Here is a 20,003-nt window from a genome sequence, read left to right as displayed (position 1 = left end):
GTCGCGCCGCTGCGACCTTATACGGGCCCCCGCCGCGGGTACACCTGTTCCATGGAGGCTTCCCGGGAGGCACTCGCGGACCGCGTCCTCGGCGGCTGGCTCGGCCGGATCGCCGGGAACATGCTGGGCAAGCCGGTGGAGGACGGGAGCTACTGGACGCGCGAGCGCATCGACCGCTATCTGCGGGCCACCGGTGCGCTGCCGCTGACCGACTACCTCCCCGCTCCCGACGCCGCCCTTCGCGCCGACGTCGTGTCGCGCGCCGAGTTCGCGCTGCGCCCGGAGTGGCCCGAGTGCACCCGCGGCCGCATCGACGGCAGCTGCCGGGACGACGACGTCGACTACTCGATCCTGGGTCTGCGGCTGCTGGAGCGATACGGTCCGGACTTCACCACCGAGCAGGTCGGCACGGCGTGGCTGGAGTCGCTGCCGTACCTCCAGACCTTCACCGCCGAGCGCGCCGCGTACCGGAACCTGGCCAACGGCCTGCGCCCGCCGCTGACCGCCACCGTCGACAACCCGTACCAGGAGTGGATCGGCGCCCTGATCCGCGCGGACGTCCACGGTTGGGTCTCCCCCGGCGACCCGCGCCGGGCGGCGGCCCTGGCGCGGCGTGACGCCGTGCTGTCGCACACCGGCAACGGCGTGTACGGGGCGATGTGGGCCGCGGCGCTGGTGGCCGCCGCGTTCACCGCCGACGGCCCGCGCGAGGCCGTGGAGACGGCCCTGGGTGTGATCCCGCCGGGCTGCCGGCTGGCCCGCGCGGTGCGGCACACGGCGGCGCTGCACGAGGCCGGGGTGGGCTGGGCGGAGGCGCTGGCCGAGGTGGACCGGGAGACCGGGCGGCTGCACTGGATCCACGTCGTCCCCAACGCCGCCGTGCTCACCGCCGGCCTGCTCTACGGTGCGGGCGACTTCGACGCCACCCTCGCGCTCACCGTGCGCGGTGGTCTGGACACCGACTCCAACGGCGCGACGGCCGGCTCCGTCGCGGGTGTGCTGTGTGGGGCCGCCGCCATCCCGCCCCAGTGGACCGAGCCGCTCCACGACCGCGTACGCAGCGCGGTCTTCGGCTTCGACAACGCCGCGATCAGCGATCTGGCGCGACGCACGACCGCACTCGCGGCCCGCGCGGAGGCATGACAGGACGTCCCGCGCGGGCCGGGCGGCGCGCACCGCGCGGGGGTGCGAAAACCCGGTCGCCAGGGCACGGAGCGCTGCGTACGCTCGCGGCATGAGCAGCGAGCCGACGCGGCGTCCCCTGGTGGCCATCCTGACCGGGGCGGGCATCTCCACGGACTCCGGGATTCCGGACTACCGCGGGCCCCAGGGACTGTGGCGGCGCGACCCGGAGGCCGAGAAGCTGGTCACCTACGACGCGTACATGTCCGATCCGGAGATCCGCCGCAGGTCCTGGCTGCTGCGCCGGGACTCGCCCGCGCGGCACGCCAGGCCGAACGGGGCGCACGAGGCGGTGACGCGGCTGGAGCGCTCCGGGGTGCCGGTGCGGGTGCTCACGCAGAACGTGGACGGACTGCACCAGATGGCGGGCATGCCGCCGCGCAAGGTGCTGGAGTTGCACGGCACGGCCCGCGCGGTGCAGTGCACGGGCTGCGGGGCGCGCTCGGACATGGCCGAGGCGCTGGTGCGGGTGGAGGCCGGCGAGTCCGACCCGCCGTGCCTGGAGTGCGGCGGGATCCTGAAGTCGGCGACGGTCATGTTCGGCCAGGCCCTGGACCCGGTGGTGCTGGGCGAGGCGGTCGCCATCGCCAAGGCGTGCGAGATCTTCATCGCGGTCGGCACCAGCCTGCAGGTGAACCCCGCCGCCGCGCTCGCCGGCCTGGCCGTGGAGCACGGCGCGCGGCTCGTCATCGTCAACGCCGAGCCGACGCCGTACGACCCGCTGGCGGCCGAGGTGATCCGCGAGCCCATCGGAAGCGCGCTGCCCGCGCTGCTGGAGACGCTCGGCACGGCCGGACCCTAGATCGGGGAATCGGGTCGGGTCGGCTAACGGGCGCTTCCATGGCTCGGCGTTCGAAGGCTCGCGCCGCCACCGCCGATGTCGGTGAGGTGGCCGCGCCGGCGGCGGCCGCCCCGCCGACCTGTCCTCCCTGACGCCCGAGGCGTGGGCGCGGGTGACCTTCTAGAAGAGTTGGCCCTCCGCCGCGGCGTCCCCGCTCTCGAAGGCCAGCAGCCGGCGCTTGCGGTCCAGGCCGCCGCCGTAGCCGGTGAGGCTGCCGGAGGCGCCGACGACACGGTGGCAGGGGACGATGATGCTGACCGGGTTGCGGCCGTTGGCCAGCCCCACCGCGCGGGCGGCGGTCGGCTGCCCGAGCCGCTCGGCCAACTCGCCGTAGGAGATGGTCTCGCCGTACGGGATGTGCTGGAGCTCGGCCCAGACGCGATGCTGGAACGGCGTGCCGGCCAGGTGTAACGGCAGGTCGAACTCGGTCAACTCACCGCCGAAGTAGAGCTCCAACTGCCGGATCGTCTCGCCGAACGGCGTCTCGTCGCGCTCGCCGAAGGTCTCCAGGGGCGGGCGGTGCCGGTGGTCGGTCATGTAGAGCCCGGAGAGCGCGCCGTCCGTGGCGACCAGGGTGAGCGGTCCGTAGGGGCTTTCGTGGACGGTGTGGACGCGGGTCATGAGCGCCTTTCGTATTCCGTGGAGGGTCAGTTGGCGGGAAGGCGGTTGATCGGATGATCGGCGGTCGCCCAAAGGTACTGGACCGCGTACGCGCGCCAGGGGCGCCAGGCGGTCGAGTGCCGGGTGAGCGCGACCGGGGTGGCCGGCAGCCCCAACCCCCGGGCGGCGCCGCGTACTCCGAGGTCGGTGGCGACGAAGGCGTCCGGGTCGCCGAGCGCCCGCATGGCGACGATCTCCACGGTCCAGGGGCCGACGCCGGGCAGCGCGGCGAGCCGCTCCCGGGCCGCTTCCCAGTCGCTGCCGACCCCGAGCGTCAGCTCGCCGGCGGCCAGCGCGCCGACCAGTCCCGTGAGCGTGGCCCGCCGGGTGGCGGGCATGGCCAGGGCGGCGGGGTCCAGGCCGGCCAGCGCCTCGGCCGTGGGGAAGAGATGGGTGAGTCCGCCGGCCGGATCCTCGACGGGGTCGCCGTGCGCGGTCACGAGCCGGCCGGCCAGGGTGCGCGCGGCCGCCGTGGACACCTGCTGGCCCAGCACGGCCCGGACGGCGAACTCCTCCGCGTCCACCGTCCCCGGCACCCGCCGCCCCGGCGCCTCGTCGACCAGCGGGGCGAGTCGCGGGTCCGCGCGGAGCGCGTCGTCGACGGCCACCGGGTCGGCGTCGAGGTCCAGGAGCCGCCGGCAGCGGCTGATCGCCCCGGCCAGGTCACGCAGATCGGTCAGGGACAGCTGGCAGGCGATGTGGTCCGACTCGGGGCGCAGCGCCACCACCCCGTGGCCGTACGGCAGGCGCAGGGTGCGCCGGTAGGCGCCGTCGCGCCACTCCTCCACGCCCGGTACCGCGGTGGCCGCCAGGTGCCCGAAGAGGTTGTCCGGGCACAGCGGGGCCCGGTACGGCAGCCGTAGGTTCAGCTCCCCCGGCGCCGCCACGGGGCGCCCCCGCCGGGCCCGCTGCCGCAGCTCGGTGGGGCTGAGCGCGAACACCTCCCGCACCGTCTCGTTGAAGGACCGGATGCTGGAGAACCCCGCCGCGAAGGTGATGTCCGCCATCGGCAGCGCGCTGGTCTCGATCAGCAGCCGCGCGGTCTGCGCCCGCTGGGCCCGCGCGAGCGCCAGCGGGCCGGCGCCGAGCTCCGCCAGGAGTTGGCGTTCCACCTGTCGCGTGCTGTACCCGAGGCGAGCCGCCAGCCCCGGCACCCCCTCCCGATCCACCACCCCGTCCGCGATCATGCGCATCGCGCGGGCCACCACGTCGGCCCGCTCGTTCCACCGCGGCGATCCCGGCGTGGCGTCCGGCCGGCACCGCTTGCACGCCCGGAACCCCGCCTGCTGGGCGGCCGCCGCGCTCGGGTAGAAGGTCATGTTCCGCGCTTTCGGCGGCACGACCGGGCAACTGGGGCGGCAGTAGATCCGCGTCGTGAGCACCGCGGTGAAGAACCACCCGTCGAAGCGGGCGTCATGGGACTGCACGGCGCGTACGCACCGGTCGTGGTCTGTGTGCATGGCTCCAGCATCGACCACTGGACCCGGCGGGGCTCGCGGAAATCCGACACGGCCCTCGCTCCCCTCCGCGACCGCCCCGCGTCGACCTCGGGACTCGGCCGGAAGGTGACGCGGGCTCGGCCTGCGGCGGGGAGGGAGGGTCGAGGCTCTATGGTGTACGCCATGCCTTCTGCGTCAGGCGGCTCCGCCGCCGGGGGCGCGCTCGGTGAGGCCGAGGCGCCCGTTGCCACCATCCGTATCGTCACCCGTTCCTCTCCGATGGCCCTGGCCCAGGTGGAGCGCGTACGCGCCGAACTCGCGGTCCTGCGGCCGGAGATCCGTACCGCGGTCGTACCCGTGACCACCTCCGGCGACCGCTGGCAGGGCGATCTGGCGGCCCTCGGTGGAAAGGGGGCGTTCACCAAGGAGGTGGACGCCGCGCTGCTCGCCGGCGAGTCGGATGTGGCGGTCCACTGCGTCAAGGACGTGCCCGCCGACCGCCCGCTGCCCACGGGGACGGTCTTCGCCGCCTACCTCAGGCGCGACGACATCCGGGACGCGCTGGTGCACCCCGACGGGCTGACGCTGGACGAGTTGCCCGCGGGGACGCGGATCGGCACCTCGTCGGTCCGGCGCGCCGCCCAACTGGCCATCTCCCACCCGCATCTGGAGTGCGTGCCGATGCGCGGCAACGCCAACCGGCGGCTGGAGAAGCTGGACGCGGGCGAGGCGGACGCGCTGCTGCTCGCCGCCTCGGGCCTGGAGCGCATCGGCCGCGTGGACCGGATCGCCGAGGTGCTGTCGGTGGAGACCATGTGCCCGCCGATCGGCGCCGGGGTGCTGGCCCTGCAGTGCCGGGAGGACGACGCCGCCACCATCGAGGCCGTCTCGGGGCTCGGTGACGCGGACGCCTGGCGGGAGATGACGGCCGAACGCATGCTGCTGCACGTCCTGCAGGGCCACTGCAACGCCCCGATCGCGGGCTTCGCCCGGGCCGAGCGCGACGGCCGGCTGTCACTGCGCGCGCGGGTGTTCACTCCGGACGGCAAGACGGTGTTGGACGCCCACGAGTGGGCCGGCCCGCTGGACCCGGCGACGCTCGGCACCTCGGTGGCGGTGGCGCTGCTGCGCCAGGGCGCGCGTGAGCTGATCGACGGCATCCCGCACTGAGCCGGCGGTCTCCCGCTCGTGGGAGCGGCCCGGACCGAGCCACTCCCACCGAACCCGCAGAGGTCCCCTCCACAGGGATTCGTCGGGGCCTCCGCTGTACGTCCGGGCCGCGCGCGGCGGGGTTCAGCCGCGCAGCCGACGCCAGACCGCCCGCGCGGCGTGGTGGCCCGACATGCCGTGCACGCCCGGTCCCGGAGGGGTGGCCGAGGAGCACAGGAAGACGGCTGGGTGGGCGGTCGCGTACGGGACGCGGGCGAGCTTGGGGCGCAGCACGGAGCGCAGCCCGCGGAACGAGCCGCAGGCGATGTCCCCGCCGACGTAGTTCGCGTTCCGCGCGGCCAGCTCCGCGGGGCCCGCGACCGCGCGGGCCAGCACCAGGTCCCGGAAGCCCGGCGCGAAGCGTTCGATCTGCCGCTCGACCGCCTCCGTGGCGTCGCCGGTCCAGCCGCTGGGCACATGCCCGTAGGCCCAGAAGGTGTGCTTGCCCTCCGGTGCGCGGGTGGCGTCGACGATGCTGGGCTGGGCGGTGATCAGGAACGGCACGGTCGGGTCGTGGCCGTCCACGGCGGCGCGCAGGGCGGCGTCGATCTCGCCGGCGGTGGGGCCGATGTGCACCGTGCCCGCCCGCCGGGCCGCCTCGGCGGTCCAGGGCACCGGTCCGTCCAGCGCGTAGTCGACCTTGAAGACGGCGGCGCCGTACTCATAGCCGCGGTAGGCGTTGCCGAGCCCGGCGATGCGGGCCAGGGCGGTGGGCGAGGTGTCGAAGACGTACGCGCGGGCGGGCGGGAGGTCGTCCAGTCGCTTGACCTCGAACCCGGTGTGGACGGTGCCGCCCAGCTCGCGCAGATAGCCGGCGAGCGCGTCGGGGATGGCCTGGGAGCCGCCGCGCGGCACCGGCCAGCCGACCTCGTGCGCGGCGATCGCGAACATCAGCGCGATGCCGCCGGTGGTCAGTCCGCCCAGCGGGGCGATGGCGTGCGCGGCCAGCCCGGCCAGCATGCCGCGCGCCTTGGCGCCGTGGAACCGGCGGGCGAGCAGGGCCGCGGGCTGGGCGGCCTGCGTCCCGAAGCGGGCCCAGGTGATCGGGGAGCGTGGCAGGCCGTCCCACTGGGTGCGCAGCACATCGACGGAGAGGGTGTCCCAGGTGCCGCGGTAGGGGGCGACGAGCCGGCGGTAGACGCCCGCGTCGCGCGCGCCGAGCGAGCTGGCCGTCTCGCCCACCGAGTGGGCCAGCACGGCGGCGGTGCCGTCGGGGAACGGATGGGCCATGGGCAGCTCGGGGTGGACCCACTCCAGGCCGTGCCGGGCGAGCGGCAGGCTGCGGAAGACGGGCGAGCCGACGCCGAGCGGGTGCACCGCCGAGCAGGGGTCGTGCCGGAAGCCGGGGAGGGTGAGCTCCTCGGTGCGGGCCCCGCCGCCGATGCCGTCGGCGGCCTCGAAGACCTCCACGGCGAGGCCGCGCCGGGCGAGTTCGACGGCGGCGGTCAGCCCGTTGGGTCCGGCACCCACCACCACCGCGTCGAGCATCGATGCCACGTCGGCCTCCTCACCGTCGCGGAACGGTCCGCCGACCGTCGGTCGACGGCCGGTCAGCCGGACGGCCGATCAGCCGGCGACGGCCAGCAGGCCCAGAATATGCCGTACGGTCGCGGCGTCCCGCGCCGCGGTGAACGGAAGCGCGTTGCCGCCCGCGATCCGGAAGGGCTGCCCCGCCAGCGTGGCGCTGGCGCCGCCCGCCTCGGCGACCAGCAGCAGCCCGGCCGCGTGGTCCCAGGGGTTCTCCCAGGAGAAGGCGATCGCGTCGAGCCGGCCGCGGGCCACGTTCAGATACTCCAGCCCGGCCGAGCCGCAGGGGCGCGGCGCGACCCCGTCGGTGTTCAGCCCGGCCAGGGCGCGCTGCTCGGCCTCGGTGGTGAAGTCGTAGTGCGAGATGGCCACGGTCAGGACCTCGCCGGGGGTCGGGGATCCCGCGCGCAGCGGCTCGCCGCCCAGCCGGGCTCCCTGGCCGCGGAGGGCGATGGCCATGAGGTCCAGCGCGGGGGCGTAGGTCCAGGAGGCGAGCACCTCGCCGCGGTGCGCCAGGGCCACGAGGGTGGCGAAGCCGTCCTCGCCGTGCACGAACTGGCGGGTGCCGTCGACCGGGTCCACGATCCACACCGGGGCGTCGCCGCCGAGCGCGCCCAGCACGCCAGGGTCGGCGTGCACGGCCTCCTCGCCCACCACCACGGAGCCGGGCAGGAGGTCGGTGAGCGACGCCGTCAGATGCTCCTCGGCGAGCCGGTCGGCCACCGTCACGAGGTCGTGCGGCCCGTTCTTCTGGATGATGTCGTCATCGGCGAGCTGCCGGAAGCGCGGCAGGATCTCGGCCGCGGCCGCCTTGCGGACCGCCTCCTCGACGTCGGACAGATCTCCGGCGAGAAACTGATCGATCATGCCTCCATCGAACCACGCCCGTCCGACAACCGGTTCCCGGGTGGCGGACAAGCGGTTGCGTCCGGGTGAACGGAGCGGTCGATATCCGGCCCGCGGTGGTGGCACGGTCCGCCGAGACGACGCGGGCGCGTCGATCTCCCCCGGAGCGGCGGCCAGGGCGTCAGAGGGCTTCCATGAGGGCGTCGACGGTGCCGTGGAGCCCATGGGACGCGTCGCCGGTCCTGGCCACGACCTGGAGGCCGACCACGGTGTGCAGCAGCAGACCGGCGAGGGCGCTCGCGTCACGGTCGGGGGCGATCTCGCCCCTGCGCTGCCCCTCCTCGATCACGGCGCGGAACACGTCTTCGGTGCGGATGAAGATCTGTCGCACCACCGCCGCGGCCTCCGCGTCCCGACCGGCGAGCTCCGTGGCGGTGTTGACGGCGAGGCAGCCACGCTGGTCCGAGGGGGCCAGCGCCCGCTGGACCAGGCGCTCCAGCGCGGCCCTCAGCCGCACCCTGACCGGCTCCCTGCCGTGCAGCAGCTCCGCCATGACGAGTTCGTGGTTGTCCCGGTAGCGCCGCAGGGCCAGTTCGAAGAGCCCGCGCTTGCTGCCGAAGGCGTGGTAAAGGCTGCCCTTGCCGATGCCGATCTCGTCGACGAGGTCCTGTGGCGTGGTCGCGGCGTACCCCTTGCGCCAGAACACCCCCATCGCGCGGTCGACGGCGACATCCGGATCGAACTGTTTCGGCCTCCCCATGGGCGCAACCGTAGCAGAGGTTTTTGACCTTGAGTTCAAGTACATGGGCGGGGGTGCTCCGGCTACGGTGGGCGGCATGCATGGTGAGTACAAGGTTCCCGGTGGGAAGCTCGTGGTCATCGACCTCGACGTGCGGGAGGGCGCGCTGCGCGACGTGCGGGTGGCGGGGGACTTCTTTCTGGAACCCGACGACGCCCTGCTCGCCATCGACCGGGCGCTGGAGGGCGCGCCGGCCGACACCGAGGCGCCGGCGCTGGCCGCGCGCATCGAGGCGGCGCTGCCGCCCGGCACGGTGATGTTCGGGTTCTCCGCCGAGGCGGTGGGCGTGGCGGTGCGCCGGGCGCTGGCCCAGGCGACGGACTGGAACGACTACGACTGGCAGCTCGTCCACGAGGGCCCGCAGCCCCCGGAGCTGCACATGGCGCTGGACGAGGTGCTCACCGCCGAGGTGGCCGCCGGCTGCCGGCCCCCGACCCTGCGGGTCTGGGAGTGGGACCGTCCAGCAGTGATCATCGGTAGCTTCCAGTCGCTCCGGAACGAGGTGGACCCGGCCGGCGCCGAGCGGCACGGGGTGACCGTCGTGCGCCGCGTCAGCGGCGGCGGCGCCATGTTCGTGGAGCCCGGCAACACCATCACGTACTCGCTCCACGTCCCCGAGTCCCTGGTCTCCGGCCTCTCCTTCGCCGACTCCTACGCCTACCTCGACGACTGGGTGCTCGGCGCCCTCGGCGACATGGGCATCACCGCCTGGTACCAGCCGCTCAACGACATCGCCACCGAGAGCGGCAAGATCGCCGGAGCGGCCCAGAAGCGCGTGGTGAGCGACGACCACGCCGTGCTGCACCACGTGACGATGGCCTACGACATCGACGCCGACAAGATGCTGGACGTCCTGCGCATCGGCCGGGAGAAGCTCTCCGACAAGGGCACCAAAAGCGCCAAGAAGCGCGTCGACCCGATCCGCCGGCAGACCGGCCTGCCGCGCGTCACCGTCATCGAGCGACTGATCGCCTCCTTCCGCGAGCGGTACGGGCTCACCGACGGCAAGGTGACGGACGAGGAACTGGCCCGCGCGCAGACCCTGGCCGTCGAGAAGTTCGGCTCGCCGGAGTGGACCGCGCGGGTGCCGTGACCCGGCGAGATCGGGCCTAGTCGCTCAGGGCCGGGATGACGTGTTCGCCGTACGCGTCGATCGTCGCCTCCTTCGCGTCGTGCATCGCGTAGACCGCGAACTGGTCCACGCCCAGGTCCCGTAGGGCTCTGAGCTTGTCGATGTGGGCCTCGGGCGGGCCCAGCAGGCAGAAGCGGTCCACGATCTCGTCGGGGACGAAGGCGGTGTCGGGGTTTCCGGCGCGGCCGTGGTGGCTGTAGTCGTAGCCGGCGCGCTCCTTGATGTAGGCGGTGAGCGACTCGGGGACCGCTCCGGAGTGTTCGCCGTAGCGTTGGACCAGGTCGGCGACGTGGTTGCCGACCATGCCGCCGAACCAGCGGCACTGTTCGCGGGCGTGGGCGAGGTCGTCGCCCACGTAGGCGGGGGCGGCGACGCAGACGGTGAGCGCGTCCGGGTCCCGTCCGGCCTCGGCCGCGGCGGTGCGGACCGCCCGCACCATCCACTCGGTGAGGAACGGATCGGCGAGCTGGAGGATGAAGCCGTCGGCCTTCCGGCCGGTGAGCGCGAGCGCCTTGGGGCCGTAGGCCGCCATCCAGACGGGCAGCCGGCCGTCCCGGATCCAGGGGAAGCGCAGGGTGGCGCCGTCGACCACGGCCTCACGGCCCTCCGCCAGATCACGGATGACGTCGATGGCCTCACCGACCCGGGCCAGGGTGTTGGGTTTGCGGCCGGCCACCCGCATCGCCGAGTCGCCGCGGCCGATGCCGCACACGGTGCGGTTGCCGTACATGTCGTTCAGGGTGGCGAAGGTGGAGGCGGTCACCTCCCAGGTGCGGGTTCCCGGGTTCGTCACCATCGGGCCGACGATGAGCCGCTCGGTGTGCTCCAGGATGCGGCTGTAGATGACGAACGGCTCCTGCCAGAGCACGGCGGAGTCGAAGGTCCAGCCGTAGCGGAAGCCCCGCGCCTCCGCGCGGCGCATGAGCTCGATGACGGTGGTGGCGGGTGGGTCGGTCTGGAGGACGAGTCCGAAGTCCATACGTGTTCCCGGTTCAGGAGAGGGCGGCTCAGTCGAGGTACTGGCAGGTGTCGCGCGGCACATAGGCGCCGTGGCCCGCACGCCCGGTGAACCGCTGTCGGTCGATGACGGTCTCCCCGCGCGACAGCACGGTGACCACCCGTCCGGTGATCCGCTTGCCCTCGTAGGCGGAGTAGTCGACGTTCATGTGGTGGGTCCGCGCGGACAGGGTCTGCTCGGCCCGGGGGTCGTAGAGGACGATGTCGGCGTCCGCGCCGGGGGCGATGGTGCCCTTCTTCGGATAGAGCCCGAACATCCGGGCCGGGGTGGCGCAGGCGATCTCGATCCAGCGGCGGCGCGAGATATGGCCCTCCACCACGGCCTGGTGGAGCAGGTCCATGCGGTTCTCCACCCCCGGCAGCCCGTTGGGGATCTTCGAGAAGTCGCCGCGGCCCAGTTCCTTCTGGCCCGTGAAACAGAACGGGCAGTGGTCGGTGGAGACGACCTGGAGGTCGTTGGTGCGCAGTCCGCGCCAGAGCGCGGCCTGGTGTTCGCGCGGCCGCAGCGGGGTGGAGCAGACGTACTTGGCGCCCTCGAAGTCCGGCTCGGCGAGGTTGTCGGTGGACAGGAACAGATACTGCGGGCAGGTCTCGCCGAAGACGTCCAGGCCCATGTCGCGCGCGGCGGCGAGCTCCTGGACCGCCTCCTGGGCCGAGACGTGCACCACGTACAACGGGGCGCCGGCGACCCGCGCGAGCTGGATGGCGCGGTGAGTGGCCTCGGCCTCCAACAGCGCCCTGCGCACCTCGCCGTGGTAGCGCGGATCGGTTCGGCCGGCGGCCAGGGCCTGCTGGACGAGGACGTCGATGGCGATGCCGTTCTCGGCGTGCATCATGATCAGCCCGCCGTTGCCCGCCGAGCGCTGCATGGCACGCAGGATCTGCCCGTCGTCGCTGTAGAACACCCCGGGATAGGCCATGAACAGCTTGAACGAGGTCAGGCCCTCCTCCACGAGCAGGTCCATCTCCTTGAGCGAGCTGTCGTTCACATCGGAGAGGATCATGTGGAAGGCGTAGTCGACGGCGCAGTTGCCCGCCGCCTTCGCGTGCCAGGCGTCCAGCCCCTCGCGCAGCGCCTGCCCCTTGGTCTGCACGGCGAAGTCCACGATGGTGGTGGTCCCGCCCCAGGCGGCCGCGCGGGTCCCGGTCTCGAAGGTGTCGGAGGCCGAGGTGCCGCCGAACGGCAGCTCCATGTGGGTGTGCGCGTCAACGCCGCCCGGGACGACGTAGAGGTCGGTGGCGTCGATCGTGCGGTCGGCGGTCCAGCCGGCCGCGTAGTCGCCGCCGTGGGCGGCGACGGCGACCACCCGGCCGTCCTCGATCAGGACGTCGGCGGGCATCTCGTCGGCCGCGGTGATGACGAGTCCGCCGCGGATGACGGTGCGGCTGCCGCTCATACCGCCCTCCCTCGTGCCGTGTTCAGCGCCTGCTCCAGGATGGCCGCGCCCTGCTCCGCCTCGGCGACCGTGAGGCTCAGCGGCGGGGCGATGCGCAGCACGCTGGTGTGGTGGCCGCCGCCCTTGCCGATGAGCAGACCCGCCTCCCGCGCGGCCTCCAGCACCGCGGAGGCGGCCGTCGGCGAGGGCCGCTCGGATCCCGGCTCGACCAGCTCGACGCCGATCATCAGGCCGCGGCCCCGCACCTCGCGCACCGCGTCGTTCCCGGCGGTGGCGGCGCGCAGCCGTTCGATCAGCAGCCCGCCGACGCGCCGCGCGTTGCCCTGGAGGTCGTGTTCGAGGAGATGGGTGAGGTTGGCCAGGCCCGCGGCCATGGTGATCGGGCTGCCGCCGAAGGTGGAGATCGAGTTGGCCTCCAGGCAGTTCATCACCTCCGCGCGGGCGACGACCCCGCCGATGGACATGCCGTTGCCGATGCCCTTGGCGAAGGTCAGCATGTCCGGGGGGCCGGCGTGGGCGTGCGCCTGCCAGCCCCAGAAGTGCTCGCCGGTGCGACCCCAGCCGGTCTGCACCTCGTCGCTGATCCACAGGATGCCGTGGCGTTCGAGCACCTCGCGGAAGGCGGCGTAGAGGCCGTCGGGCGGGGCGGTGAACCCGCCGACTCCCTGCACCGGCTCGGCGATCAGCGCGGCGACGCTGCCGTGCGCCTGGCCCAGCACGTCCTCCAGGTCCGCCACGCAGGCGGCGATGAACTCGGCGTCGGACAGGTGCGCGTAGGGGCCGCGGCCGCGCACCCCGCCGTGCACGTACAGCGTCTGGAGTGGGGAGAGGCTGGTCGGGGACCAGGAGCGGTTGCCGGTGATGCCGACGGTGGAGAAGGACCGGCCGTGGTAGCTGTTGCGCATGGCCAGGATCTGGTTGGAGCGGCGGTGGGTGGTCGCGAGCAGCAGCGCGGTGTCGTTGGCCTCGGTGCCGGAGGTGGTGAAGAAGACCCGGGCGTCGGGGATCCCGGACAGTCGCGCGACCCGCTCGGCCAGGTCCACCATGGGGCGGTCGAGGTAGAGGGTGGAGGTGTGCAGGATCCGGCCCGCCTGCTCCGTCACCGCCTTGGTGACCTCGGGCAGGGCGTGGGCGGTCATGGTGGTGAGAATGCCGCCGAAGAAGTCGAGGTAGCGCTTGCCGTCGGCGTCCCAGACGTGCCGGCCCTCGCCATGGGTGATCTCGATCGGGTGCTGGTAGTAGAGGGCCAGCCAGTCGGGCAGCACGGCGCGGTGGCGTGCGTGCAGCGCGGCGTGGGTCTCGCTCATGATGCTCCCTCGGTCTCTCCCGGCGCGCGTCCGGGGGTCGCTCCGGCTCCGGTCCCGCTCACGGTCGCCCGTCTCACCGGAGCCCGCCTCGCGGTCGTCCCCGTCACGGGCGCCCCCTCACGGTCGTCCTCATCACGGTCGTCCTCGTCACCGTCGTCCTCGTCACGGGCGCCTCCGTGACGGCGGCCCGCCTCAGGGACGTTCCCGTCACGGGCGCACCAGGCCGTCGTACGCGTCCGGGCGCCGGTCCCGGTAGAACGCCCACTGGCGCCGCACCTCCTCGATGAGGTCGAAGTCGAGGTCGCGGACGACCAGCTCCTCCTTGGTGTCGCTGGCCGCGTCGCCGACGATCTGTCCGCGCGGGTCGACGAAGTACGAGCTCCCGTAGAAGTCGTTGTCGCCGTACTCCTCCTGGCCCACCCGGTTGATCGCGGCGACGAAGTACTCGTTGGCCACCGCGGCCGCGGGCTGCTCCAGCCGCCACAGGTACTGCGACAGCCCCCGGTGGGTGGCCGACGGGTTGTAGACCAACTCGGCGCCGGCCAGTCCCAGGGCGCGCCATCCCTCCGGGAAGTGCCGGTCGTAGCAGATGTAGACGCCCACCTTGCCGACGGCGGTGTCGAAGACCGGCCAGCCGAGGTTGCCCGGCTTGAAGTAGTACTTCTCCCAGAACCCCTTGACCTGCGGGATGTGGTGCTTGCGGTACTTGCCCAGATAGCTGCCGTCGGCGTCGATGACCGCGGCGGTGTTGAAGTACAGGCCCGACTGCTCGATCTCGAAGATCGGCACCACGATGACCATGCCGGTCTCGCGGGCCAGGTCCCGCATGCGGCGCACGGTGGGACCGTCCGGCACCGGCTCCGCCCACCGATAGTGCTCGGGCTCCTGGACCTGGCAGAAGTACGGTGCGTTGAAGACTTCCTGGAAGCCGATCACCTTGGCCCCCTGCGCGGCCGCCGCGCGTGCGTGCTCCTCGTGCTTTGCGATCATCGTTTCGGTATCACCCGTCCAGGTGGCCTGGACCAGTGCCGCGCGAACAATCTTGGCCATGAGAGGCTCCTTTGACTGCACGTCAGACGCGTCTACGCACGTAGATACGGGGCGTAGGTGGAGAACGTACGACCCGTCTTCCCACGGTGACAAGACCGCCGGCGTTAAGCAACGAGGCGATCATGTTTGCTGACACGCGTCTCCGCCGCCCGCCGGGTCTCCTGATGGGCGAGCCCGTTTCCGGTCGGGTGTCCCCGCTCCCCGACACGCCATCGCTTCGGGCCGACGTCCCCTCGGCAGGCGCCCACCCGACTCCCCGCGCGGGTCCGCTTCTCCTGCCGGCGACCCTCGCTCCGGTCGGCTGTCCCCCGTTCCGGGGCGGCCGTCGCCGTTGACGGACGTCGCCGTTGACGGACGTCCGCCCATGGCGGGCATCCCCGGCGCTGGCGTCCCCGGCGGCGGGCCTCCCCGTGGTCAGGCGTCCCGATTCCCGGCGCGCGTCTCGCCGCGCGCCGGGCGCGTGGGTCGGCCTGCTCGGCCTCAGGCCAGGCCCGGGACCCCTGGAACCCCCGCCACGCGCAGCGCGTGGGCGATGTCGTGGTGCCTGCTGGAGGACACCTCGAGCGCCGCGGTCAGCAGCATCGGCACCATCCGGCCCGGGTCCGCGGACGCCGCCCCCGCGACCTCGGCGGGGGTACGGGCCCGCACCAGCGACTCCAGCAGCCCGTTCGCCTCCGGCCGGTGCCCTGCCTCGCACAGCGCGAGCGCCGCCCCCGCCACCTCGGCGACCGGGCGCGCCGTGCTCTGCCGCAGCAGGTGCGCGCAGTCGTACGCCCGGTCCGCGTCCGCGAGCGCCCCGGCGGCCGCGGCGAGCGCCGCCGGGGGCAGTCCGGCGAGCTCCCACAGGAGGGTGGCGACGTCCGCCGCCAGCCCCGCGCGCTCCAGTTCCGCCGCCAGCAGGGGCAGCCGCTCCGCCGGCCAGAGAGCGGCCTCGCAGAGCACCCCGTGAGCCTCGCCGCTGCGGCCCGCCGCCCGCAACCGCGCGATCCGGTCCACGGCCGCCACCGCCTCCTGCCGCGCGAGGGCGCCCCTCCGCTCCGGCCCCGTGCCCCGGCCCTCGTGGCGCGGAGCCGACTCCTGGTCCGTGCCGCGCGCCTCCGCCGCTCCCCTGCGGCGCCCGCGCCGCCTGCCACCGTGCCCGCCCTCGTCCGCTTCCCCATAGGCCCCGGCGAAGCGTGCCCCTCGGGGCGCTCCGGTCGCCGGTGTCACCGCTCGCGCCACCACCGGCATGACGCCCGCCCCCGCACCTGTCGCCTCGACCTCATCCGCCTCCACTCCCGCGAACCGCGCCCCCCGCGGACGCCGCCGCACCGGCCCGTCACCCTCATCCCGACGCGCCTCCTCACCACTCCGCCGCGCCTCGGCGACGGGCTCCCCGGCGTGCCCGGTCTCCCGCGCGGGCGGGGGCGCCCCAGTGGGAGCGGGCGCCCCCGCGGGAGCGGGCGCCCCCGTGGGAGCGGGCATCCCCACGCCGGCGGATGCCCAGGCGGGGGCGGGAGCGCCCGCGGCGGCCGGCCCCCCGACGGGCCCCGCCGCTCCGGCGGCCCCGCGTGATCCGGCGGCATGCCGTGGCCCGCCGGACTCCCGTGGTCCGCCAGACTCCCGTGAGCCGCCGGACTCCCGTGGCCCGCCGGACTCCCGTGGCCCGCCGGACTCCCGCGGTCCGCCGGGCCCCCATGATCCCGAAACGAGGGGCGCCGTGGCGGAGGCCGGCGCCCCGGCCGAAGCATCCGGCGCCATGGGGTCCGGCAGCCGGGCGGGAGCGGCCACCTCGGTAGGAGCCCCCGGTCCAGCCGAGGCGGGCGGCCCGGCGGGGGTGGCCGGCCCTGCGGGGGCGCGAGGTCCCACGGGGGCCGTGGCCGGGCCACCAGCGGCCGGGTCGCGGGTGGGGGCGGGGGCTGGGGCGGGGGCGGGGCCTTCGGCCGGGCCGGGTAAGTCCGGGGCGGAGGGGGGAACGGGCTGGCCCAGGGCCTGGAGTCGGGCGGCGAGTTCCTGGCAGCGGGCGGTGGCGCGTTCGCAGTCGTCGTGGGCCCAGGCGAGGTCCGTGGTGAGGCGCCGCAGGGCGGCCGGGTCGGCGTGGGCGGCCTCCGCCGCCGCCCGCAGGTGGTGCTCGCGATGCGCCGCGTATCGACGCTGACGGCGCATCGCCTCCAGACGGGCACGGAGGGCGGCCGGGCCGCCGATCCGGGTGTCGTAGGCGGTGACGGAGGCGCGGTAGAGGACGGCGGCCCGGCCGGCCGCCGCGGCGGCCTCGGTGGCGCCGCACCGCTCGGACAGATCCTGGAGCAGGGCCTGGACCACGTCCCAGGGCGGCACCTCACGACCGTCGAGACAGGCCCGGATGCCCTCGGGGTCGCGGAGGGCGAAGACGCCGTACCAGCCGGAGTCCGGGGCGAGCCGCCCGGTCAGTGCCCGCAGAAACCGGGCGAACTCGTCGATCTCCGTCGTGAGTTGGCCGTCCGCCATCTCCACCCCTCGCCCATGGACCGCGCACCCTCCCGTGCGCACGCATTCGACACCCTGCGTGTTACGAGACCGGTTACGGGCGTGCTACGGGCGTTTTTCCGAATGCGCTTACGGCGTGGAGGGGCGGACGGCCTACGACGTGAGGGGGAGCGCCGCTACGTCAGCCCGTGGGCCTCACCACCATCGCGGAGCCGCCACCGCGCCGGACCGTCTCCGCCGCGGCGAGCCAGCGGCCGTCGGGGAGTCGCTGCACTCCTGTCGCCGCGCCGATCTCGGGGTTCTGCTTGAAGGTGTGCCCTATCGCCTCCAGTTGGCGTCGCAGCGGGCTGTTCCACAGCCCGGGTTCGAGGTCGGTGGTCGCCGCGTTGCGCTGGCTGGCGCGGGGGGCGGCGATGGCGTCGACCAGTGGCAGTCCGCGGTCCAGGTGACCGGTCAGCGTCTGGAGCACCGTGGTGATGATGGTCGAGCCGCCCGGGGAGCCGAGCGCGAGGACCGGCCGGCCGTCGTCGAGCACGATCGTGGGCGACATGGAGGAGCGCGGCCGCTTCCCGGGACCGGGCAGGTTGGGGTCGTGGACGGCGGGGTTGGCCGGCGCGAAGGAGAAGTCGGTCAGCTCGTTGTTGAGCAGGAAGCCGCGCCCCGGCACGGTGATGCCGCTGCCGCCGGTCTGCTCGATGGTGAGGGTGTACGCCACCACGTTCCCCCACTTGTCGGCCACCGTCAGATGGGTGGTGTTCTCCCCCTCGTAGGTGGTGGGCGCGCTGACTCCTCCGCTGTCGCAGCCCGCGCCGGGCTTGCGCGGATCCCCGGGCGCGACCGGGCTGGTGAGCACCGCCCCGTCCTTGATGAGGCAGGCGCGTGAGTCGGCGAAGCGCTGCGAGAGCAGGCCCCGCACCGGGACGTCCTCGAAGGCGGGGTCGCCGACCCAGCGGCCGCGGTCGGCGAAGGCGATCCGGCTCGCCTCTATGTAGCGGTGCAGGTAGTCCCGCTGGCTCAGCTTCGAGAGGTCGGTGCTCTCCAGGATGTTGAGCGCCTCCGCGACGGTGGTGCCGCCGGAGGAGGAGGGCGCCATGCCGTACACGTCCAGACCCCGGTAGCCGGTGCGGGTGGGGGCCTGCCGTCTGGTCTCGTAGGAGCGAAGGTCCTGGCGCGTCAGGTCGCCCGGTCGCACGACGCGGGTGGCGCTCGCCCGCACGGGGGGCTTGCGCACGGTGCGGATGACGTCGCGGCCCAGCTCGCCCTTGTACAGGACGTCGACGCCTCGCTTGGCCAGCAGGGCGTAGGTGCCGGCCAGGTCGGGGTTGGTGAAGGTGGAGCCGACCACCGGGAGTTCACCGTCGGGCAGGAAGAGCTCGGCGCTGGCCGGGAAGTCGGCGAAGCGCGCCTGGTTGTCGGCGGTCTGCTGGCGGAAGGTGGCGTCCACCGTGAAGCCGTCGCGGGCCAGTCGCTCGGCGGGTTCGAGCACTTGGGCGAGAGAGCGGGTGCCCCAGGTGTCGAGCGCCTCGTCCCAGGTGGCGGGGGTGCCGGGGGTGCCGACGCCCAGGCCGCTGGTGACCCCTTCCTCGAACGGTATCGGCTTTCCGTCGGCATCGAGGAAGAGGTCCGCGTCGGCGCTGAGCGGCGCGGTCTCGCGGCCGTCGATGGTGTGGATCCGGCGGTCCTCGGCGCTGTAGTAGACGAAGAAGCCGCCGCCGCCGACGCCTGCCGAATAGGGCTCGGTGACACCGAGCGCGGCCGCGGTGGCGACCGCGGCGTCCACCGCGTTCCCACCCTGGCGCAGCACGCGGATGCCGACGGCCGACGCGTCGGGGTCCACGCTGGAGACGGCGCCGCCGTAGCCGACGGCCACCGGCGACTTGGCCGGGGTGTCCGCGCCGGGGGCGGTCGGGGGCGAGGAGTCGCCCCGCGCGCCGCCGGGTGCGGCGCCGAGCGTCAGCCCGGCGATGAGGGTGGTGGCGGCGAGGACGGAGAACCGGCGGCGGGCGGCCCCGCGCCGTCGGTTCGGTGACGTTGCTGCTGGTGCGGTGGCTCTCGGGGCGAACCCCATGCGCGTACCTCCAAGTCCAGGCGAACGACGGGTGCCGGAGGATACCGGCGCGTCCGCCGCTGCGGACAGCGGCGGACGCGGGCCCGGCACCGCCCTCAGCATGCCCCCTTCCCGGGTCCCCCGCCTGCGGTTATCCACAGGCGGTCGACATTCGTCATACGAATCGGGACCACACGCGGGGGGCTCCACGAGCACCGAAAGGACGAATCGGGACCTCTGGGAGAACGAATCGGGACGTCTCGAACGCGCATCCGCACGCCCGCTACGATGCGCGGCCATGATGGACACCGCACAGGATCTGATCACCGCGGCGGCGGCCCTGATCGTGGGCGCGGCCCTCGGTTGGGCCGCCCATACGGCCGCCGGGCGCCGCAGCCGCGTCCGCGAGCAGCGCTTCTTCGGGTTGCCGGACGGCTCGGAATGTGTGCTGGTCACCCACCGGGACAGCGCCTCGACCCACGCGAGCATCCCGCGCCATGACGCCCTGGCCCTGCTGGGCCTCGCGTCGGTGGTGGAGAACTGTGGCGCGCACGCCGAGGTCGCCCCGCACGACACCGGACTTCAGGGGTTCGGCGCGCGCACGGAGTTCTGCGTCGGCGACCCGACGGCGCACCGGCGGCTCGCCGCACACCTCGGCAACCTGCTGCCCGGGGTAACGGTGCACCCGGGCGACGAGACGGGCATGGACCGCGCCACGTTCACCATCGGCGGCACCGCCTACCGCGCCGAGCCCGGCGCCGTGGAGTATGTGCTGCTGGCCCGGCTGACCGGCGGCGAGGGCGGCCGTCCGGTCTTCCTGGCGGCGGGGCAGCGACCGGTCACCCACCGGGCGGCGGTGCGCCACCTCGTGCGCAACCGCGCCAAGCTGGCCCGCAAGTACGGCGCCGACGGCTCGTTCTGTCTCCTGCTGAAGGTCGTCAACTCGCAGGCGTACGGGCCGGATGTGGTGGAGTTGGTCGCCGACATGACGAAGACCGCGACCGCCGCGGCGGCCCCGGAGCCGCGCCCCGGCCGCTCCCGGCGCGCCGGGAAGACGAACTGAGGAACGACACTCTCCGATCGTTACCCAGGCTTGACCCACAGA

General features: G+C 74.0%; 16 protein-coding genes. 5 read left to right on the top strand and 11 right to left on the bottom strand.

Annotation, left to right across the window (positions count from 1 at the left end):
- The first annotated feature begins 51 nt into the window (after positions 1 to 51).
- Together CD790_RS07310 and CD790_RS07305 are read left to right on the top strand one after the other, a co-directional pair.
- Positions 52 to 1,143, top strand: a complete 1,092-nt coding sequence (locus CD790_RS07310) for an ADP-ribosylglycohydrolase family protein (protein ID WP_144382211.1) — start codon at positions 52 to 54, stop codon at positions 1,141 to 1,143.
- 91 nt (positions 1,144 to 1,234) lie between these two features.
- The gene (locus CD790_RS07305) at positions 1,235 to 1,984 is read left to right on the top strand and encodes a Sir2 family NAD-dependent protein deacetylase (RefSeq protein ID WP_144382210.1); all 750 of its coding nucleotides are present in this window, start codon (positions 1,235 to 1,237) and stop codon (positions 1,982 to 1,984) included.
- A 159-nt stretch (positions 1,985 to 2,143) separates the two neighbouring features.
- Here CD790_RS07305 and CD790_RS07300 read toward each other — a convergent pair whose 3' ends face one another.
- Both CD790_RS07300 and CD790_RS07295 read right to left on the bottom strand, forming a co-directional pair.
- Positions 2,144 to 2,644, bottom strand: coding sequence for a methylated-DNA--[protein]-cysteine S-methyltransferase (locus CD790_RS07300; protein ID WP_144382209.1), 501 nt, complete (start codon positions 2,642 to 2,644; stop codon positions 2,144 to 2,146).
- Between the two features lie 26 nt (positions 2,645 to 2,670).
- Positions 2,671 to 4,143, bottom strand: coding sequence for a DNA-3-methyladenine glycosylase 2 (locus CD790_RS07295; protein WP_144382208.1), 1,473 nt, complete (start codon positions 4,141 to 4,143; stop codon positions 2,671 to 2,673).
- A gap of 162 nt (positions 4,144 to 4,305) precedes the next feature.
- Here CD790_RS07295 and hemC point away from each other — a divergent pair, with 162 nt between their 5' ends.
- The gene (gene hemC / locus CD790_RS07290; protein WP_144382207.1) at positions 4,306 to 5,292 is read left to right on the top strand and encodes a hydroxymethylbilane synthase; all 987 of its coding nucleotides are present in this window, start codon (positions 4,306 to 4,308) and stop codon (positions 5,290 to 5,292) included.
- 123 nt (positions 5,293 to 5,415) lie between these two features.
- Here hemC and CD790_RS07285 read toward each other — a convergent pair whose 3' ends face one another.
- From CD790_RS07285 to CD790_RS07275, 3 genes are all read right to left on the bottom strand, one after another.
- A complete protein-coding gene (locus CD790_RS07285; protein ID WP_144382726.1) occupies positions 5,416 to 6,819 on the bottom strand; it encodes an NAD(P)/FAD-dependent oxidoreductase in 1,404 nt (467 codons plus the stop codon).
- Positions 6,820 to 6,897: 78 nt separating this feature from the next.
- Positions 6,898 to 7,725 carry an inositol monophosphatase family protein gene (locus CD790_RS07280; protein WP_144382206.1) on the bottom strand — a complete coding sequence of 276 codons (828 nt, stop codon included), beginning with the start codon at positions 7,723 to 7,725 and terminating at the stop codon, positions 6,898 to 6,900.
- Between the two features lie 160 nt (positions 7,726 to 7,885).
- The gene (locus CD790_RS07275) at positions 7,886 to 8,464 is read right to left on the bottom strand and encodes a TetR/AcrR family transcriptional regulator (protein ID WP_144382205.1); all 579 of its coding nucleotides are present in this window, start codon (positions 8,462 to 8,464) and stop codon (positions 7,886 to 7,888) included.
- Positions 8,465 to 8,540: 76 nt separating this feature from the next.
- On the opposite strand from CD790_RS07275, the gene CD790_RS07270 reads away from it, so the two are divergent.
- On the top strand, positions 8,541 to 9,596 hold the full coding sequence (locus CD790_RS07270) for a biotin/lipoate A/B protein ligase family protein (RefSeq protein WP_144382204.1): 1,056 nt from the start codon (positions 8,541 to 8,543) through the stop codon (positions 9,594 to 9,596).
- Positions 9,597 to 9,612: 16 nt separating this feature from the next.
- On the opposite strand, the gene CD790_RS07265 is transcribed toward CD790_RS07270, so the two are convergent.
- The 6 genes from CD790_RS07265 to ggt all read right to left on the bottom strand — a co-directional run bounded on the left by CD790_RS07265 (position 9,613) and on the right by ggt (position 18,919).
- Positions 9,613 to 10,614, bottom strand: a complete 1,002-nt coding sequence (locus CD790_RS07265; protein WP_144382203.1) for a TIGR03842 family LLM class F420-dependent oxidoreductase — start codon at positions 10,612 to 10,614, stop codon at positions 9,613 to 9,615.
- Positions 10,615 to 10,642: 28 nt separating this feature from the next.
- On the bottom strand, positions 10,643 to 12,049 hold the full coding sequence (gene hydA / locus CD790_RS07260; RefSeq protein WP_144382202.1) for a dihydropyrimidinase: 1,407 nt from the start codon (positions 12,047 to 12,049) through the stop codon (positions 10,643 to 10,645).
- Positions 12,046 to 13,356: an aspartate aminotransferase family protein gene (locus CD790_RS07255; protein WP_144382201.1), complete on the bottom strand. Its 1,311-nt coding sequence runs from the start codon at positions 13,354 to 13,356 to the stop codon at positions 12,046 to 12,048. The genes hydA and CD790_RS07255 overlap by 4 nt, the downstream gene beginning before the upstream one ends.
- 207 nt (positions 13,357 to 13,563) lie before the next feature.
- The gene (locus CD790_RS07250; protein ID WP_144382200.1) at positions 13,564 to 14,406 is read right to left on the bottom strand and encodes a nitrilase-related carbon-nitrogen hydrolase; all 843 of its coding nucleotides are present in this window, start codon (positions 14,404 to 14,406) and stop codon (positions 13,564 to 13,566) included.
- Between the two features lie 480 nt (positions 14,407 to 14,886).
- Positions 14,887 to 16,872, bottom strand: a complete 1,986-nt coding sequence (locus CD790_RS07245) for a hypothetical protein (RefSeq protein ID WP_144382199.1) — start codon at positions 16,870 to 16,872, stop codon at positions 14,887 to 14,889.
- 160 nt (positions 16,873 to 17,032) lie between these two features.
- Positions 17,033 to 18,919 carry a gamma-glutamyltransferase gene (gene ggt, locus CD790_RS07240; protein ID WP_144382198.1) on the bottom strand — a complete coding sequence of 629 codons (1,887 nt, stop codon included), beginning with the start codon at positions 18,917 to 18,919 and terminating at the stop codon, positions 17,033 to 17,035.
- A 277-nt stretch (positions 18,920 to 19,196) separates the two neighbouring features.
- On the opposite strand from ggt, the gene CD790_RS07235 reads away from it, so the two are divergent.
- Positions 19,197 to 19,961, top strand: a complete 765-nt coding sequence (locus CD790_RS07235; RefSeq protein WP_144382197.1) for a hypothetical protein — start codon at positions 19,197 to 19,199, stop codon at positions 19,959 to 19,961.
- Positions 19,962 to 20,003 lie beyond the last annotated feature (42 nt).

The organism is Streptomyces sp. SAJ15 (assembly GCF_007595705.1).
GTDB lineage: Bacteria > Actinomycetota > Actinomycetes > Streptomycetales > Streptomycetaceae > Streptomyces.
The sequence above is the reverse complement of the archived record's forward strand: the minus strand, read 5'-3'. Positions and strand labels throughout refer to the sequence as shown.

What these genes read in the sequence shown, in the direction of transcription:
- CD790_RS07310 (WP_144382211.1), top strand. Translation starts at nt 52, where the DNA reads ATGGAGGCTTCCCGGGAGGCACTCGCGGACCGCGTCCTCGGCGGCTGG.
- CD790_RS07305 (WP_144382210.1), top strand. Translation starts at nt 1,235, where the DNA reads ATGAGCAGCGAGCCGACGCGGCGTCCCCTGGTGGCCATCCTGACCGGG.
- CD790_RS07300 (WP_144382209.1), bottom strand. Translation starts at nt 2,644, where the DNA reads ATGACCCGCGTCCACACCGTCCACGAAAGCCCCTACGGACCGCTCACC.
- CD790_RS07295 (WP_144382208.1), bottom strand. Translation starts at nt 4,143, where the DNA reads ATGCACACAGACCACGACCGGTGCGTACGCGCCGTGCAGTCCCATGAC.
- hemC (WP_144382207.1), top strand. Translation starts at nt 4,306, where the DNA reads ATGCCTTCTGCGTCAGGCGGCTCCGCCGCCGGGGGCGCGCTCGGTGAG.
- CD790_RS07285 (WP_144382726.1), bottom strand. Translation starts at nt 6,819, where the DNA reads ATGCTCGACGCGGTGGTGGTGGGTGCCGGACCCAACGGGCTGACCGCC.
- CD790_RS07280 (WP_144382206.1), bottom strand. Translation starts at nt 7,725, where the DNA reads ATGATCGATCAGTTTCTCGCCGGAGATCTGTCCGACGTCGAGGAGGCG.
- CD790_RS07275 (WP_144382205.1), bottom strand. Translation starts at nt 8,464, where the DNA reads ATGGGGAGGCCGAAACAGTTCGATCCGGATGTCGCCGTCGACCGCGCG.
- CD790_RS07270 (WP_144382204.1), top strand. Translation starts at nt 8,541, where the DNA reads ATGCATGGTGAGTACAAGGTTCCCGGTGGGAAGCTCGTGGTCATCGAC.
- CD790_RS07265 (WP_144382203.1), bottom strand. Translation starts at nt 10,614, where the DNA reads ATGGACTTCGGACTCGTCCTCCAGACCGACCCACCCGCCACCACCGTC.
- hydA (WP_144382202.1), bottom strand. Translation starts at nt 12,049, where the DNA reads ATGAGCGGCAGCCGCACCGTCATCCGCGGCGGACTCGTCATCACCGCG.
- CD790_RS07255 (WP_144382201.1), bottom strand. Translation starts at nt 13,356, where the DNA reads ATGAGCGAGACCCACGCCGCGCTGCACGCACGCCACCGCGCCGTGCTG.
- CD790_RS07250 (WP_144382200.1), bottom strand. Translation starts at nt 14,406, where the DNA reads ATGGCCAAGATTGTTCGCGCGGCACTGGTCCAGGCCACCTGGACGGGT.
- CD790_RS07245 (WP_144382199.1), bottom strand. Translation starts at nt 16,872, where the DNA reads ATGGCGGACGGCCAACTCACGACGGAGATCGACGAGTTCGCCCGGTTT.
- ggt (WP_144382198.1), bottom strand. Translation starts at nt 18,919, where the DNA reads ATGGGGTTCGCCCCGAGAGCCACCGCACCAGCAGCAACGTCACCGAAC.
- CD790_RS07235 (WP_144382197.1), top strand. Translation starts at nt 19,197, where the DNA reads ATGATGGACACCGCACAGGATCTGATCACCGCGGCGGCGGCCCTGATC.